Here is a 16271-nt window from a genome sequence, read left to right as displayed (position 1 = left end):
GTGCGTATGACCGATCAACACCCCGACCAACGGGACGCTGAAGGGGTCAGGTTCGATATTTTCAGAAGTATCGATCGCCTCCGTTTGTCCACATGGGTCGCGATCAGTTTCGAGCGCCTGTGGCCGCTGCTGCTGCCGTTCCTGCTGCTGGGCGGCGTCTTTCTTTGCCTGTCCTGGTTTGGAATATTCCGGCTGATGCCGGATCTCTTGCGCCTCGGTACACTGGCGCTTTTCCTAATCGGACTCATGCCGTGCTTCTATTTCCTTTTGAAATTCCGCCTGCCGGATCAGGAGGAGATCGATGCGCGGCTCGAAAAGGTCAATGCCCTCGACCATCAGCCAATCACCGTGCAGTCGGAAGAATTGGCGACGAGCAGCTCCGACCCCTTCGCCCGCGCACTCTGGGACGAGCACCGCCGGCGGATGGCGGAACGCATTCGCAATCTCAAGAGCGACCTGCCGCAGACACGTGTGCCCGAAATCGACCCGTGGGGTTTGCGCGCAATCGTCGGCCTGTTTCTGGTGATTGCTTTCGCCTTCTCTGGCGGGCCTTTGGGCGGGCACATCAGCGATGCTTTCCGCAGCCATGGCGGTAGCAACGTGGCGCCGCCGCGGATCGATGCCTGGGTCACGCCGCCGCGTTATACCGGGCGCGCACCGCTGTTCCTGACGTCGGCAGCCAACACCGCCGAGAAACAGTTCACGGTTCCAGAAGGCAGCATCCTCACTATCCGCGTCATTGGCGGAAACGGTACGGAGAAGGTGACACTGCGACCACAAGGCGGAATTGCCGCGGACGTTGCTGCCAAGCAGGAAGGCAAGCAGCCTGAAGGCGAGGCCGTAAAGGACAGGCCGCGCAATTTCGAGATGTCGCTCGGCGCTACCAGCAACGTCGCGCTGTTTGTCGATGGCCGCGGCAACGCCGAATGGACCTTCTCCGTCATCCCGGATGAGCCGCCTTCTATCCGCTTCACCAAGGACCCCTCGAGCGCGGCAAACGGGACCATGGAGGTGACCTACGAAATCAAGGATGATTACGGCGCGGTCAGTGCCGTCGCCAGGATGGAACCGGCCAAGCCTGCCGACAATGACGCCCGTCCGCTCTACAATGCGCCGGATCTTCCGCTTGCACTGCCCCGCCGCGGCGAAGCGGCAAAGGAGACCAAGACCACCAAGGACCTTACGGAGCATCCATGGGCGGGCTCCGAAATCCGCATGACGCTTGTTGCCACCGATGACGCCAAGCAGGAGGCGCGCAGCGAAACCAAGACGCTCATCATGCCTGAGCGGCCGTTCGCCAATCCGCTGGCCCGTGCGGTAATCGAGCAGCGCCGCAACCTGGCGCTGAATGCCAACGCCCGGCAGGATGTGCTCAACACGCTGGACGCAATCACGATGTGGCCGGAAGAAACCATCAAGAATGCCTCGCATTATCTGGCCTTGCGCAGCGTCCACACACGGCTCGACATTGCCCGCACCGATGACCAGTTGCGCGATGTTGTCGCCTATATGTGGCAGGTCGCGCGCGGCATCGAGGATGGCGCCCTTTCTGACGCTGAACGACGGCTGCGTGAAGCGCAGGAAGCGTTGAAACAGGCGTTGGAACGGGGCGCGAGCCAGGAAGAAATCGAACGCCGCATGGCCGAACTGCGCCAGGCGATGAACCAGTATCTGCGCGAATTTGCTGAAAAGGCGCAGAAAAATCCCAACATGGCGCAAGCGCCGAACCAAAACATGCAGGAACTGCGCCAGGAAGACCTCGACCGCATGCTCGACCAGATCGAGGATCTTGCCAAGCAGGGTTCGCGCGATCAGGCGCAACAGTTGCTCTCCGAATTGGAGAACATGCTCAACAACCTGCAGATGGGGCAGAACCAGCGTGGTCAGAACGGCCAGCAAGGTCAGATGCGCCAGCAGATGGACAAGCTCGGCGAGTTGATGCGGCGCCAGCAGGACATGATGAACCAGACCCACCGCCTTGAGCAGCAGCGCCAGAACGGCATGCAGCAGGACTACGGCCAGAATGGTCAACAAGGGCAAAATGGCCAGCAGGGCAACCAGGGCCAGATGTCAGATCAGGAGATCGAGAACGCCTTGCGCGGCCTGCAGGAAGGGCAGAACAAGCTCAGATCCGATCTCGACCAGATGATGGACGATCTTAAGGGCCTCGGCATCAATCCGGGCAAGGACTTCGGCGATGCCGGCAAATCAATGGGCGATGCCGGCAAGTCGCTCGGCGAAGCTGATGGGGGTCAGGCGCTCGACCAGCAAAGCAATGCGCTTGACGCGTTGCGCCGCGGCGGCCAGGACATGATGAAACAGATGCAGCAGGCGATGGGTCAGGAGGGCCAGACCGGACCGGAAGGACGCCAGCAAAACGGCCGGCTCGATCCGCTCGGCCGCGAGCGCCGCACTGGCGGCATCGACGACGGCACCAGCACAAAGGTCCCCGGCGAAATCGATATCCAGCGGGCGCGCGAGATCCTGGATGCCATCCGCCGCAGGCTTGGCAATGCGCTGAGCCCGCAGATGGAAAAGGACTATCTCGAGCGGCTATTGAAGTTCGATTAAGCGTCGTCAGTCACGACGCCGACATAGGGCAGCTGCCGGTACGAGTGGCCGACATCCATGCCATAGCCGACGACGAAATAGTCCGGGCATTCAAAACCCTTGAAATCGGCCTCGATATCCGTCTTGCGCTTGACGCTCTTGTCGAGGAGCACGGCAATGGAAACGCTGCGGGCGCCGCGCGCCAGCATCAATTCGCGCGTGAATTTGAGAGTCTTGCCCGATTCCAGAATGTCATCGATCAACAGCACATCGCGTCCATGCACATCGCTGTCAATATCACGCAAGAGGTGCACTTCGCCGCTCTCGGTTCCCTTGCCGTAACTCGATACGGTTATAAATTCGACATCGGGTTCCGCGCCCGCGTCGTGCATGGCGCGGATCAGGTCGGCCGCAAAGATGAACGATCCCTTGAGGATGGAAATGACGAGGAGGTTCTGGAAGTTACGACCGACAATGGCCTTTGCAAGTTCGAGGTTCCGCTCTGCGATCGTTTCGGCGCTGAATAGAACGTCAATGTTTCTTCCGCTGACCTTTGGCATGCGTGTCTTTCCGGTTTCATATACGGGCTGGTTGCGCAGATGCGCTCTATAGCCTGATCCTGAGGCAAAAAGCAAAGTTGAACATGTGCGGGCGGCTTACTGTCCGATGAAAAGCACGTGCCCGCCAGCGATCCAGAATGCCGACAGGGCCGCCAAAGCGACGACCAGCCAGTAGCCAAAACCGGGAAGGTTAGGACGGCGCGAAACGCCAGGAGTGAATATTGCAAAGCCGCCTGCCGTTGCAGCCACCTCAGCATGTGCGTCGATCGCGCTTCCACCTGGCATTATCGTCTCGAACGAAGCGTCTTCGATGTCGGAAATGGCGAATGCCTGCGCCGACGCAATATTCATGGCCTCGTTCGCAAGCGGTACTGCAGATTGTGCGTTCATCCGGTTTTCCGCTCACCCTGCCATGTTGCAGTCATGTTTGTCCGAATCATGCCCAGGAGCCTAGCGCGCAAAAATTAACGTTTCGGCTGTTGTTCAGGCATGTTGATGGGTGGTCAAATCTGTCCGCGCCAAATAAAACGGGCATGGATTTGAGATTGGAAAACTACGCTTGATTCGCTTTGAGAATGTCGGACTGCGATACGGGATGGGCCCGGAGGTGCTGCGTGATGTCAGCCTCCATATCTCGCCCCGCTCGTTCCAGTTTCTGACCGGTCCCTCTGGCGCCGGCAAGACCTCGCTGCTGCGTCTCCTCTTCATGACGCTGAAGCCGACACGCGGTCTGATTACGGTTTTCGGCAAGGACATTGCCACCATCTCATCGAAGGAAATGCCGCTGCTGCGCCGCCGCATCGGCGTCGTCTTCCAGGATTTCCGCCTTCTCGATCACATGACGACCTATCAGAATGTAGCGCTGCCGCTGCGTGTGCGCGGCAAGGAAGAGGCGACATACCGCGCCGAAGTCGAGGAACTCTTGCACTGGGTCGGCCTTGGCGAGCGCATGCACGTGCTCCCGCCCGTTCTCTCCGGCGGTGAGAAGCAGCGCGCGGCAATCGCCCGCGCCCTCATTGACCAGCCCGAGATTCTGCTTGCCGACGAGCCTACGGGCAATGTCGATCCGCCGCTGGCGCGGCGGCTGTTGCGGCTCTTTGGCGAGCTTAATCGTTCCGGCACCGCCGTTGTCATCGCCACCCACGATCTCACGCTGATGGACCAGATCAATGCGCGGCGCATGATCCTCGATCAGGGGAGGCTCGACATCTATGATTGACGCCGCCCGCCTCAAGGAACAGGCGTTCTCCGCCATTGGCGTCCTTGTCGCGCGTGTGCGCGGCGGCAACGGCCAGGCGCCGATCGTTCCTGCAGGCAATGTCGTCGGACATGCTCTGATGATCGTGATTGCCATCATGACCTTTCTTGCCTGCCTCACAATAGGCGCCGTCAGCCTTGTCCAATCGACAGCGGCCACCTGGCAGAGTCAGATTTCGACTGAAGCCACCATCCAGATACGCCCCGTCGAGGGCGAGGACATGGAAGCGCTGCTCGCCAAGGCAAGTGGTATTGCGCAAGGTTTCGCCGGCGTGAAGGCAACGCGGATCATCGACAGGGCAGCGACGGCGCGGCTGCTTGAGCCGTGGCTCGGCACAGGGCTCGACATTGATGAACTCCCGGTGCCGCGCCTCGTTGTCGTGACGCTCGACGAGGCCGCCCTGCCCGATTTTGCCGCCATCCGCGCCGCGCTCGTCAAGGATGTGCCGGGGGCAAGCTTTGACGATCACCGCAACTGGGTGGACCGCCTCGTCTCAATGGCCCGCTCGACCGTGCTCATCGGCACCGCGGTCCTTGCCCTCGTCGTGGCGGCAACGGTGCTGACGGTTATCTTCGCAACGCGCGGCGCCATGGCGGGCAACGGCCATATCATCGAGGTGCTGCATTTCATCGGCGCTGAACAGAAGTTCGTTGCCCGCCAGTTCGAGCGGCATTTCTTCTGGACCGCGCTCAAGGGAGCACTCTGCGGCGGCGCGCTCGCGATAGCCATTTTCCTGATGATTGCGTGGTGGTCGTCGCGCAATCTCGCCACGCCGGAGGCAGATCAGGCGACCGCGCTTTTCGGCAATTTTTCCATCGGATCGAGCGGCTATACCGGTGTTGTCCTTATTATTCTGGCGGTCAGCGTCCTCACGATGATTACAACGCGAATGACGGTCATTGCACATTTAAGACAGGTGGACAGACGCGACGAAACCTAACTTTGTTAATTTAGTTTCAGTAACATGGATTTGGCAAAAGGCCCCTGCAAGGCCGCGGTTGACCTCCATTTGAATAACATATCTCAGACAAGGCAATTTGCGCGCAAGATGAACGGCGTGAACGACAGAAACGGCAACCAGGATTCCGACGATATGAGACGTGATGGGCGGGTCGTGACATTCGTCCGCAATCGCATCGTCTTGCCTTTGTTCGTCCTCGCAATTCTTGCCCTCGGACTGTTCATCGGCGGCTTCATCATTTTCAGCGATCGGGTGACGATGATGGAACCGCCCGATTTGACCGAGCCGGCCGATGGGATCGTCGTTCTCACGGGCGGTTATTCGCGTATCGAGGGGGCGCTCGACCTGCTCAAGAACAAGCGCGGCAAGCGGCTTTTCATCAGCGGCGTTCATGCCTCGGCCAACCGCGCCGAATTGCAAAGGGTCACGGGCGGCGATGCGGAACTGTTCGACTGCTGCGTCGATCTGGACCGTTCGGCACTCGACACCATCGGCAATGCCGAAGAGAGCGTCAAATGGGCCAATGCGAACAATTACAAGCGGGTGATCGTCGTCACCAACAACTACCATATCCCGCGCACCATGGTCGAACTCACCCATGCCTCGCAGGATATCGAATTCATTCCCTATCCGATCATCAATAGCAACCTGCGTGATGGCGACTGGATATCGCGCGGCCTGATCGTGCGCGTACTCTTCGTCGAATACGTCAAATATCTCGGCGCTGTCCTGCGCTCCAATCTGCCCGACAGTCTGTCCGATGCCACCGCGTCACTTCTGCACCGTTTCAAGGGGTAATTTCACGGGCGCCGGTTTGCCGGTTCACGGCCACGCTGAATTGGTATAACGAAGACCGCAAGCCGACAGCACCAGAGACCCTCATGACGATCATCCGGTCACTTCTCTTCAACACCGCCTTCTATCTCAACCTGATCATCCAGATGATCATCTTCACGCCCTTCTACTTCCTCAGCCCGCGCAAGCAAGCCTGGATCATCCCCAAGAACTGGGCAAAATCCAATCTCTGGCTGCAGAAGGTCATTGCGGGCGCCGAGCCGCTTATCGAAGGGTTGGAAAACCTCCCGGAGGGCCCCTATATCTGCGCGCCGAAGCACCAGTCGTTCTGGGATACCTATGCCTTCCTGCCGCACATCGCCGACCCGGTCTATATTCTCAAGCGCGAACTGACGTGGATCCCGCTATTCGGCTGGTATATCGCCAAGATGAAAATGGTGCCGATCGACCGCGGCAGGCGTTCAGCGGCGATGAAAGCCGCAGTACGGGGTGCTCGCGATGCCATTGCGGACAACCGGCAGCTGATGATCTACCCGGAGGGTACCCGGACGGCTCCCGGTGCTCCGCCGCATTACAAATACGGCGTTGCCCACATCTATGGCGAACTCGGCGTCCCTGTGGTGCCAATTGCCCATAATGCCGGGCTTTTCTGGCCGCGCCGCAAATTCTTGCGCTACCCCGGAATAATCCGCTGCCGTATCCTGCCGCCGATCCAGCCGGGTCTCGACAACGACGCCTTCCTCAAAAAGCTGGAAGAGGTCACGGAAGCTGCATGCGACGAGCTATTGATCGCAACGGCGAAATCCGACAACGCGCCACCAATGCCGCCAACAGCGGTCCAGCGGCTGAAGGAACTCGGCCTCGAGGTTTGATTATTCAATACTACGGTTGCTACTTCCTCAAGCCTCGCCTCAGGACCAGGCGTCAGCCCTGGTCGACAGCAGCCGCGACTGCCTCCATCCAATGGTCCCGAATATCCATCTTGCGCATATGTTCAAGCGTACTGTGCACATAGTCTTCGTTACGGCCGGATTTTCCGACCGAACCGCGGACCGCCATTGCCGCATCTTCAACGGACAGTGCCCCAGCATATTGCACATGGTCGCGGTCCACGATGTAGGTTAGCGCCTCGACCTTGCGGCCGTCCGCAAGGCGTACGCCGAGGCGGCGTTCGAGATAAACATGGGTCACAAGCTCGCGCTCGCGCAGATACGCCACAACCTCATCCTCTAGCTCTCCAGGCACGCGAAACGCCATGCCGAGACATGACCCACCTCGATCAAGCCCGAGGACGAGGCCCGGTCGCTCCGGCGTGCCACGGTGAACGTAGGAACGCACACAAAGCGCGCGCCGATAGCCGTGGAGCCGCGCATGGGTGGTCTCCACATGAGCGAAGCCGGGTTTCCACATCAAAGATCCGTAGCCAAAGACCCAAAAATCGCCCATATCCATCCTGATAGCTGTACTCCCACCCAGCGGAGCTTCCTCATGATCGATAGCGAGAGCCGGACCATGCCGTCAAGCACCCCCGAAACTGTCAAGAAGCCGCGCAGGCTGCTGAAATTTCTTATCGGCGGGCTTGTCGTGCTTGGCGTGATCTACACGGCCGGCTGGTACTACCTCGCCCGCGAGCTCGAGACCCGTGTTGCGACCAACATCGCCGCCTTCAAGGAAAGAGGCATTGACGCGACTTGCGAGAACGCAAGGGCCAGCGGCTTCCCCCTGCGCGTCGGGCTCGATTGCACCAAGGTCGGCTGGGCCGACAAGGCAAAAAATCTTTCAGTGACAGCAGGAAGCTTCCGCTCGGCGGCACAGCTTTACGATCCAATGCGTATCAACAGCGTCATCGAGGGGCCTGCTGCGCTCGATCTGCCGGGGTTTATTCCACTTGATGCCAAGTGGGACGGCCTGACCTCCAGTATCCGTCTCGACCGGCCGCTTCCGAAGGAAATCAGGATCGACGGGAAGAATGTCGTCGTGAGCGGGCGTGATCCGGGCGCGGCGCCAATCGCCGTCGTGGGAAGCGGGCAGCTCGACTTTCGCGCCAATGATCCGCAGATGGATGTCTCGCTCAGTTTCAACAAGCTCAAGCTCGCCGATAACGTCGTTCCCAACCGTTCGCTGCCTGAACTCACCGGCGCTGCGGACATCGGACTTGCCAACGGTTTCGCGCTTCTGGGTAAAACCGAGCGCAACCTGACTGTCCTGCGCGGGCAATCAGGCACTTTGCGCAAGGTCGATCTCTCCTTTGAAGACGGCAGCGGCGTCGGCATTACCGGACCGTTCTCGGTGGCTGAAGATGGGCGCATCACCGGCGAATTCCGCGTGACATTGCGCAACCCGGAGGGCTTCGCCAAGGCCGTCCAGGACATCGTTCCCGAGGCCGGCAATACGATTTCGACCGTGCTGCAGGCGCTTGCCTTTGCGCCGCGCGACGCCAACGGTGCACCGACACTGCCGATCAGTGTGAAGAACGGAAAAACGTCCGTCGGCTTTATTAATATCGGCCGCCTGCCGGCGCTGTGACTTTATTGGGACGACGGATCGCCTGCAAAAAGTACCCTCTCATGGTCCATTGTGGACGGCGCACCTGATTCCCCTACCTTGTCGGCCGGTACCGCAGGCGAATTCGGGAAATCCACGATGCTCGCGCATCGCGCCTCCAACTCCTCAAGGAATGTAACCGCTCGCCAGGGATTGTCGTCTGCGATGTAATCGCCAATCGACAATAAGTCGCTTCGCGCGGCGTCTGTGAAGGCAAGCTTCAAAAGCCGCGTTCTTTTGCCATGGCGGTGTAGCGGGCCTTCAACTCGTCGAAGACATCCTGCGCAGGCCTGACCCGGCCCGCCTCAACGTCTTCAAGACCTCGTGCCAGGGCTGCGTCCAGCGCAGCCAGACGCTTCTCACGTTCATCGACGAGGCGAATACCTTCGCGCAGTATCTCGCTCTTCGAATTGTAGCGCCCGCTCTTGATAAGGCGCTCAACGACCGCCTCCAAATTTCCCAGTTCAACACTATGTGCCATGGCTTCACCTCTCGACTATTATGAATAATCGATAATAGTTATCAAGCGCCTTCTATCGATCGCTCTAACTCCCCGGCTGGCTTGCCTTCTGGCGGCCGAAATCGGGGGCGTCGATTTCCTGCCCTGCGTCGATGATGCCGCGGCGCACCGCGCGGGTGCGCGTAAACAGGCTGAAGAGGGCATCGCCGTCGCCCCAGCGGATCGACCGCTGCAACGAGGATAGATCTTCCGAGAAGCGTGCGAGCATTTCGAGGATCGCCTCCTTGTTGTGGAGGCAGACGTCCCGCCACATTGTCGGGTCGGAGGCCGCAAGGCGCGTGAAGTCGCGAAAACCCGAGGCCGAGTATTTAATAACTTCGGAATTCGTCACTTCCTCAAGGTCGCTGGCGGTGCCGACAATATTGTAGGCGATGATGTGCGGCAGGTGCGAGACAATGGCGAGCACCCGGTCGTGGTGCACAGGATCCATCGTATCGAGCCGCGAGCCGCACGCTTCCCAGAATTTCGTCAACCGGTCGAGCGCGTCCGGGTCGGTACCTTCGAGCGGCGTCAGAATGCACCAACGATTGTTGAAGAGTTCGGCAAAGCCTGAATCCGGTCCGGAATATTCAGTACCCGCCAGGGGATGGCCGGGAATGAAATGTACGCTTGCGGGAAGTTCCGGCTGCATCTGTGTAATGACAGAACCCTTGGTCGAGCCGACATCCGTGACGATGGCGCCAGGCTTAAGCGACCCGGCAATCTGTCGCGCAACTTCGCCGGAGGAGCCGACCGGCACGGAAATGATCACCAGGTCGGCCTGCTTCACCGCCTGGGCGCTGTCGAGCGTGTAGCTGTCGCCAAGCCCCAGTTCCCTGGCCCGGGCAAGCGTAGTGGAACTGCGTGTGGAGATGACGACGTGATCGGCAAGGCCCTCGCGCTTGATGACGCGCGCAAGGGAGGAACCGATGAGGCCGATGCCGATCAGTGCGATTGTGTCAAAGTGGATTTTGGACATGGTCTACTTCAGAAATTCGGAGAGTGCGGCGACTACGCCGCGATTGGCTTCCTCGGATCCGATGGTAAGGCGCAGCGCGTTGGGGAATCCGTATCCGCCGACGCGGCGCAAAATATAGCCCTTGCTCGTCAGGTAGGCGTCGGCCTTTTCGGCCGACTTCGCCGGATCGTCCGGGAAGTGCACGAGCAGGAAATTGCCGACTGACGGCGTGATCCGCAGCCCGAGCGCCGTCAGTTGCTCGGTCAGCCACGGCAGCCACTTCTCGTTGAATGCGACGGCGGCATCGACATGAGCGCGGTCGCGGATGGCTGCGGCGCCGGCGGCGATCGCCGCCGAGTTCAAGTTGAACGGACCACGAATGCGGTTGACCGCGTCAATGACATGGGCGGGCGCAAACATCCAGCCGATGCGCAGGCCGGCAAGCCCGTGAATCTTCGAGAATGTTCGGGTCATCACCACATTTTCAAAGTTCGAGACGAGTTCGACCCCGGCTTCGTAATCGTTGCGACGCACATATTCGGCATAGGCGGCGTCAAGCACGAGAAGAACATTCTTCGGCAGCCCGGCATGCAGCCGGCGCACTTCCTCGAACGGCACATAGGTGCCCGTCGGGTTATTCGGATTGGCGAGGAATACGATCCTGGTACGCGGCGTCACTGCCGCAAGAATGGAATCGACATGCGCCTGCTCGGTCTTTTCCTTGGCGACGACAGGCGTTGCGCCAGCCGCCATGATGTAGATCTTGTACACCATGAAGCCGTGCTCGGTATAAACCGCCTCATCGCCGGGCGCGAGATAGGTCTGGCAGAGCAGTCCGAGCAGTTCGTCGGAGCCATTGCCACAAAGGATATTGCCGGCATTGAGGCCGTGCATTTCGGCGATCGCCTTCTTCAGCGCGGTCGCCTGCCCGTCCGGATAGATTTCCAGCCGTTCCGCCGCGGCGCCATAGGCTTCGATCGCGTGCCGGCTGGCGCCAAGCGGCGTTTCGTTGGACGAGAGCTTGTGGACCTTCGCGACACCCGGCGCATGTTCCTTGCCCGGCACGTAGGCTTCAATGTCGAGCACACCGGCTTTGGGGGTTGGGCGTAGGTCTTTAAGCGTCGTCGTCATGATTCTATGTTCCGTGGCATCGTACGTTTCGAGGGGCAATGCTCGTCGTTCACTGGAAAGCAACCGTGCGGACATAGCCGCACACGGGGCGGATGTCGAGAAAAATGGCATTTCACCTTCTTGGCCTTGATCGCCATGGATGACGGCCAGCACCAAAGTAACCATTGACTTTGTCTCTACCGCAACCATAGCTACCGGCATCTTGCTCAATTTTCGCGTAAAGATGACCAAAGCCAGCCGAGCATCAGCAACGACCGATCAGAAGATTCAGGAGGCGACCAATCCCCATAGTCCCGTGGTGGATTTTGGGGCGGACAAGCCCTTGCATCTTGATAGCGGCGTGTCGCTGTCTCCGTTCCGCTTGGCCTACCAGTCCTACGGCGAACTCAACGCCGACAAGTCCAATGCCATTTTGATCTGCCACGCGCTCACCGGCGATCAGCACGTTGCCAACGTGCACCCGGTGACAGGAAAGCCCGGCTGGTGGGAGACGCTCGTCGGGCCGGGAAAGCCTGTCGATACAGACCGCTATTTCGTGCTTTGCTCCAACGTCCTTGGCGGCTGCCTCGGATCGACTGGTCCGGCATCGATCAATCCGGAGACAGGCAAGCCCTATGCGCTCGATCTGCCCGTCATAACCATTGCCGATATGGTCCGGGCTCAGGCCATGCTCATCGACCATTTCGGCATCAAGCAACTCTTTGCCGTCATCGGCGGGTCGATGGGCGGCATGCAGGTGCTCGAATGGGCATCGAGCCATTCAGATCGGGTGTTCGCCGCAGTGGCGATTGCGACAGGCGCGCGGCATTCGTCGCAGAACATCGCCTTCCACGAAGTTGGCAGGCAGGCGGTCATGGCCGATCCTGAGTGGAAGGAAGGGCGTTATCTCGAAGCAGGGACAGTGCCCCGCAAGGGTCTCTCCGTTGCCCGCATGGCTGCGCACATCACCTATCTTTCGGAAGTTGCCCTGCATCGAAAGTTCGGCCGCAATCTTCAGGACCGGCAGAACGTCACGTTCGGCTTTGATGCGGATTTCCAGATCGAAAGCTATCTGCGCTATCAGGGCATGAGCTTTGTCGATCGCTTCGATCCGAACTCCTATCTCTACATGACCCGCGCCATGGACTATTTCGATCTGGCGGCCGAGCACGAGGGGCGCCTTGCCGACGCCTTTGCCGGCTCGAAAACACGTTTCTGCATCGTATCGTTTACCAGCGACTGGCTGTTTCCAACGAGCGAAAGCCGCACAGTCGCCCATGCCCTGAATGCCGCGGGTGCTTCGGTGTCTTTCGTCGAGATCGAATCCGATCGCGGTCATGATGCCTTCCTGCTTGATGAGCCGGAGATGTTTTCGGCCATCAACGGCTTCATTCGTTCGGCGGCGCGCGCCAAGGGGCTCCTGGCCCAATGAGCGTCAACACCAATGCCCGCGTCGATTTCGAAGTCATCGCCTCGCTGGTCAAACCCGGTTCCCGCGTCCTCGATGTAGGATGCGGCGATGGCGAACTCCTCGAATTGCTGCAGAGTGCAAAAAATGTCGATGGCCGTGGCGTCGAGCTATCGCAAAAGGGCGTCAATGAATCGGTGGCCCGCGGCCTTTCGGTCATCCAGGGCGACGCCGACAGCGATCTCAAATACTACCCCGATTCCGGCTTCGACTATGTGATCCTGTCACAGACCCTGCAGGCGACCCGCAATCCGAAAAACGTCCTTACCGAACTCCTGCGCATCGGCGAGCGCGCAATCGTATCCTTTCCCAATTTCGGTCACTGGCGCGTGCGAACATCGCTTGCCCTTAACGGGCGCATGCCGGTCACCAAGGATCTTCCCTACAGCTGGTATGACACGCCGAATATCCATTTCTGCACGATCAGCGACTTTGTCGACATGACCAGGGAAGTCGGGGCCGAGGTGGAATCCGCCGTCGCGCTCAATGCGCTCGGCCAACGGCTCGGCTTCAACATGCCGTGGGGATTCTGGAACCTATTCGGCCAGCAGGCCGTGTTTCTGCTCAAGCGTTAGATCCCATCCCGCCGGGCACTGGCCGTACCTGACGGTGACAGTACCGGGACGAAAACGCGCCGCGAGGATCGCTGCGCAACCGGCAGGCCCTGGTAGATTCGCTTTTGCGCTTCGACGATATGAACGCCCGAGAACATTGGCCAGAAGCGCCGACCCGCCCGCTCGAAAAGCGGCGACGGCCGCATGACGGAGCGCCTCGACGACGGCGGAAAGAACAACGCCTCTGCCCAGGGACCCGGCGTGAAGTTTGCCTCGCGCAGGAGCCGCGTCAGCTGCCCGCCGCTATAGGGCCTGCCGCTGCCGAAGGGGGTATGCTCGAAGCGCGCCCACAGGCCGCGCCGGTTCGGCACGACAATGACCAGCCTGCCGTTGGGCGCCAGCACGCGCCACATTTCCTTGAGCGTTTCGCGCGGGTCTTCTGCATGCTCCAGCGCATGCACCATTAAAATCCGGTCGACGGAAGAATCGGGCAGCGGCAATTCCTCTTCGAAGATCAATGCCGTGGCGGAAGGCTCCGCCGGCGGCCAGCTCGCGGCGCCTTGCCCCGCCGGCATGAAGGCAAACGTACGCTCCGTATCGCCGCGGAACCGGTCGAGATAGGGGACGGCGTAGCCAAGGCCGACGAGCCTTTCTCCCGGCAGTTTCGGCCAGATCGAAGCGAGTGCCATCGTAATCGAACGCTCGGTCAGGTGGCCGAGCGTCGATGCGTAGAATGCGCGGAGATCGATAATGTCGAGATGCATGCGGGCAACCTAAAGCGTTCCTGCCTTAAATAGAAGCAGATACGAGTATCGCCAGCATGAACATAAAACTTAGAGGGACAGGTGGGTTGCGCCGCTCAGTAGCAAGGCTATCCTGTTTCCGCTCCCCTTTCTCCAAGAGAACGATCATGTCCAATCTCCAAATCGAACAATTCACGGCACGCAGCGACAATTTCGGCGTGTTGATCCACGATCCGGACGCTGGCCTCACTGCTTCGATCGATGCGCCCGAAGAGGCGGCGATCCTCGATGCCCTGAAGCGGCGTGGCTGGAAGCTGACCCACATCTTTACGACGCATCATCATGGCGACCACGTCGAGGCGAACCTTGCCCTCAAGAAACGTTTCGGGGCCGAAATCATCGGACCCGCCGACGAGCGGTCGAAAATACCGGGGATTGAGCGCGTCGTGAAGCATGGCGAGCGCTTTGCGTTCGGCAACTTCGAGGTCGAGGTCATTTCGACGCCCGGGCACACGGCAGGCGAGATTTCCTATTACATACCGAACGGCAAGGTCGTGTTCACGGGCGATACGCTGTTTTCGCTCGGCTGCGGCAGGCTCTTCGAAGGGACACCATCGACGATGTTTCAGTCGCTGCAGCGCTTGATGGCGCTACCCGGCGACACACAGGTCTATTGCGGACACGAGTATAGCGAAAGCAATGCGCGTTTCGCTCTGACAATCGATCCGGACAATTCGGCGCTGAAGGAGCGCGCCAAGGAGATCATGGCCTTGCGCGAGTCGAGCCTGCCGACCTTGCCGACGACGATATTTCGCGAGATGGCGACCAACCCATTCCTGCGCGCCCATGATCCCGTTATCCGCAAGAACCTGAAGATGGAGAACGCCAGCGACGAGGAGGTGTTCGCCGAAATCCGCAAGCGCAAGGACGTGTTCTGATGACGCTGACGCCCGAGGCCATCCGCAGCTACCTTGGACTTGCGCCGCATCCCGAGGGCGGCTCCTACGTGCAGACGTTTCGCGATAACAGGGAATGGCCGGTCGGCGGTCGCGGCCATTCGACGGCAATCTATTTCCTCCTCGAAAAGGGCGAGGTGTCGGCCTGGCACCGGGTCAAGGACGCTGCCGAAGTCTGGCACTGGTATGGCGGCGCGCCCTTGTTGCTGGCGATTGCATCTGCCGATGGAGCGCGCGAAACCCACCGCCTTGGTCTTGATCTTGCCGCGGGGGAACGGCCGCAAGCGGTCGTTCCGGCGGGACAATGGCAGAGTGCACAATCGACCGGCGACTGGACGCTCGTCGGCTGCACCGTCGCACCGGGCTTTGATTTTGCCCAGTTCGAGCTTGCGGAGCCCGGCTGGGAACCCTGATGTTTTTTATCGGCGCTTGAACAGCATTTCCTTGGCTGCCAGCACCGCGCCGAGCGTGATGAGCAGGCAGGCGAGCATGACACGCGTGGTCGGCTCCGTCACCCCGGCAATGATGAGGACAAGGGTCGAAAGCAACGGTGCAGCATAGCTTGCTGCGCCCAGCACCTGGATGTTGCCGTGCTTGACGCCGTAATCCCAGACGTAGAAGGCGGCGCCGACCGGGAAGAGGCCGAGGCCGAGCACCGCCAGCCACTGAACCGCGCCCTCCGGCCAAATCGTCTGTTCAAGCATCAAGTGTGAGACGAGAGAGAGGACAGATGTAGCCGCGCAAAAGCCGGTCACTGCATCGGTCGGCACATGGGCGAAGCGTCGCGACAGCAACGAATAGGCGGCCCATGTGAGCGCGCACAGCCCGGCCATGGCATAGCCGAAGCCATATTGTGCATCAAAGCCGAAGCTGCCGCCCTTGGTAATGATCAGCACTGTTCCAGACAGGCCAAGCAGCGTACCGACCATGTGGAACCAGCGCAGCTTCTCGCCCGGCATGAGCGCGGAGCCGACAACGATGAAGAGTGGCCAGAGATAGGCGATAAGGCTTGCATCAACCGCCGGGGCATTCCGAAGCGCGGTAAAATAGAGGAAGTGGTAGCCGAAGAGACCGGCTATACCCAGCAACCAGACTTTTGCCGGCTGGCGCAGGTTGCGTGCAGCGCCGGGACGCCAAAGCCAGGAAATCAGGCCGAGACTCGTACCGATGGCGAAGGTCATGGCTGTGAGCTGGAATGGTGGCACCTTGCCGGACACATCGGTGAAAAGGGCAAGCATTGCCCACATGATGATCGCAAGAAACCCGACGAACGTGGCCACGCGGCGCCCCCAATTTCGAAACGACCGCCCCCGGC

The 16271-nt window shown here is 60.1% G+C and carries 19 protein-coding genes; 10 read left to right on the top strand and 9 right to left on the bottom strand.

What is annotated here, in order from left to right; genetic code table 11:
- Window positions 1-6: 6 nt before the first annotated feature.
- On the top strand, window positions 7-2571 hold the full coding sequence (locus BM074_RS09340; RefSeq protein WP_091921256.1) for a TIGR02302 family protein: 2565 nt from the start codon (window positions 7-9) through the stop codon (window positions 2569-2571).
- On the opposite strand, the gene hpt is transcribed toward BM074_RS09340, so the two are convergent.
- Entirely contained in the window at window positions 2568-3110 is a 543-nt protein-coding gene (gene hpt / locus BM074_RS09335) for a hypoxanthine phosphoribosyltransferase (RefSeq protein WP_027231345.1), read from the bottom strand. The two genes, BM074_RS09340 and hpt, sit on opposite strands and share 4 nt — an antisense overlap.
- Window positions 3111-3206: 96 nt before the next feature.
- Window positions 3207-3500: a hypothetical protein gene (locus tag BM074_RS09330; RefSeq protein ID WP_091921254.1), complete on the bottom strand. Its 294-nt coding sequence runs from the start codon at window positions 3498-3500 to the stop codon at window positions 3207-3209.
- 205 nt (window positions 3501-3705) lie between these two features.
- On the opposite strand from BM074_RS09330, the gene ftsE reads away from it, so the two are divergent.
- The 4 genes from ftsE (at window position 3706) to BM074_RS09310 (ending at window position 6996) form a co-directional block, all read left to right on the top strand.
- Window positions 3706-4329: a cell division ATP-binding protein FtsE gene (ftsE, locus tag BM074_RS09325; protein ID WP_027231343.1), complete on the top strand. Its 624-nt coding sequence runs from the start codon at window positions 3706-3708 to the stop codon at window positions 4327-4329.
- A complete protein-coding gene (locus BM074_RS09320; RefSeq protein ID WP_091921253.1) occupies window positions 4322-5308 on the top strand; it encodes a cell division protein FtsX in 987 nt (328 codons plus the stop codon). The genes ftsE and BM074_RS09320 overlap by 8 nt, the downstream gene beginning before the upstream one ends.
- A 117-nt stretch (window positions 5309-5425) precedes the next feature.
- Window positions 5426-6127, top strand: a complete 702-nt coding sequence (locus tag BM074_RS09315) for a YdcF family protein (protein WP_244532753.1) — start codon at window positions 5426-5428, stop codon at window positions 6125-6127.
- Between the two features lie 83 nt (window positions 6128-6210).
- Window positions 6211-6996, top strand: a complete 786-nt coding sequence (locus BM074_RS09310) for a lysophospholipid acyltransferase family protein (protein WP_091921251.1) — start codon at window positions 6211-6213, stop codon at window positions 6994-6996.
- A 52-nt stretch (window positions 6997-7048) separates the two neighbouring features.
- Here BM074_RS09310 and BM074_RS09305 read toward each other — a convergent pair whose 3' ends face one another.
- On the bottom strand, window positions 7049-7570 hold the full coding sequence (locus BM074_RS09305) for a gamma-glutamylcyclotransferase (protein WP_027231340.1): 522 nt from the start codon (window positions 7568-7570) through the stop codon (window positions 7049-7051).
- A gap of 42 nt (window positions 7571-7612) precedes the next feature.
- Here BM074_RS09305 and BM074_RS09300 point away from each other — a divergent pair, with 42 nt between their 5' ends.
- Window positions 7613-8650, top strand: coding sequence for a DUF2125 domain-containing protein (locus BM074_RS09300; protein WP_175498944.1), 1038 nt, complete (start codon window positions 7613-7615; stop codon window positions 8648-8650).
- 2 nt (window positions 8651-8652) lie between these two features.
- Here the strand turns inward: BM074_RS09300 and BM074_RS09295 are convergent, their stop codons facing one another.
- The 4 genes from BM074_RS09295 to hisC form a co-directional block, all read right to left on the bottom strand.
- Complete coding sequence (locus tag BM074_RS09295) at window positions 8653-8892, bottom strand: type II toxin-antitoxin system RelE/ParE family toxin (RefSeq protein WP_051614768.1); 240 nt, start codon at window positions 8890-8892, stop codon at window positions 8653-8655.
- Window positions 8889-9149, bottom strand: a complete 261-nt coding sequence (locus BM074_RS09290; protein WP_027231338.1) for a type II toxin-antitoxin system ParD family antitoxin — start codon at window positions 9147-9149, stop codon at window positions 8889-8891. Before BM074_RS09290 ends, BM074_RS09295 begins: the two co-directional genes overlap by 4 nt.
- A gap of 64 nt (window positions 9150-9213) precedes the next feature.
- Window positions 9214-10146, bottom strand: coding sequence for a prephenate/arogenate dehydrogenase family protein (locus BM074_RS09285; protein ID WP_091921248.1), 933 nt, complete (start codon window positions 10144-10146; stop codon window positions 9214-9216).
- 3 nt (window positions 10147-10149) lie between these two features.
- The gene (gene hisC / locus BM074_RS09280) at window positions 10150-11256 is read right to left on the bottom strand and encodes a histidinol-phosphate transaminase (RefSeq protein WP_091921247.1); all 1107 of its coding nucleotides are present in this window, start codon (window positions 11254-11256) and stop codon (window positions 10150-10152) included.
- Between the two features lie 223 nt (window positions 11257-11479).
- On the opposite strand from hisC, the gene BM074_RS09275 reads away from it, so the two are divergent.
- On the top strand, window positions 11480-12667 hold the full coding sequence (locus tag BM074_RS09275; protein WP_091921588.1) for a homoserine O-acetyltransferase MetX: 1188 nt from the start codon (window positions 11480-11482) through the stop codon (window positions 12665-12667).
- Window positions 12664-13278, top strand: a complete 615-nt coding sequence (metW, locus tag BM074_RS09270; RefSeq protein ID WP_091921245.1) for a methionine biosynthesis protein MetW — start codon at window positions 12664-12666, stop codon at window positions 13276-13278. The genes BM074_RS09275 and metW overlap by 4 nt, the downstream gene beginning before the upstream one ends.
- On the opposite strand, the gene BM074_RS09265 is transcribed toward metW, so the two are convergent.
- Entirely contained in the window at window positions 13275-14021 is a 747-nt protein-coding gene (locus BM074_RS09265) for a class I SAM-dependent methyltransferase (protein ID WP_027231333.1), read from the bottom strand. The two genes, metW and BM074_RS09265, sit on opposite strands and share 4 nt — an antisense overlap.
- Window positions 14022-14167: 146 nt before the next feature.
- Between BM074_RS09265 and gloB the strand changes: the two genes are divergently transcribed.
- Both gloB and BM074_RS09255 read left to right on the top strand, forming a co-directional pair.
- Window positions 14168-14938, top strand: coding sequence for a hydroxyacylglutathione hydrolase (gloB, locus tag BM074_RS09260; protein ID WP_091921243.1), 771 nt, complete (start codon window positions 14168-14170; stop codon window positions 14936-14938).
- On the top strand, window positions 14938-15369 hold the full coding sequence (locus tag BM074_RS09255) for a cupin domain-containing protein (protein ID WP_091921241.1): 432 nt from the start codon (window positions 14938-14940) through the stop codon (window positions 15367-15369). Before gloB ends, BM074_RS09255 begins: the two co-directional genes overlap by 1 nt.
- A 6-nt stretch (window positions 15370-15375) precedes the next feature.
- On the opposite strand, the gene BM074_RS09250 is transcribed toward BM074_RS09255, so the two are convergent.
- The gene (locus BM074_RS09250) at window positions 15376-16236 is read right to left on the bottom strand and encodes an aromatic amino acid exporter YddG (protein ID WP_091921239.1); all 861 of its coding nucleotides are present in this window, start codon (window positions 16234-16236) and stop codon (window positions 15376-15378) included.
- Window positions 16237-16271 lie beyond the last annotated feature (35 nt).

The sequence above is a fragment of the Phyllobacterium sp. CL33Tsu genome, from assembly GCF_900113985.1.
Classification (GTDB): Bacteria; Pseudomonadota; Alphaproteobacteria; order Rhizobiales; family Rhizobiaceae; genus Phyllobacterium; species Phyllobacterium pellucidum.
The sequence above is the reverse complement of the archived record's forward strand: the minus strand, read 5'-3'. Positions and strand labels throughout refer to the sequence as shown.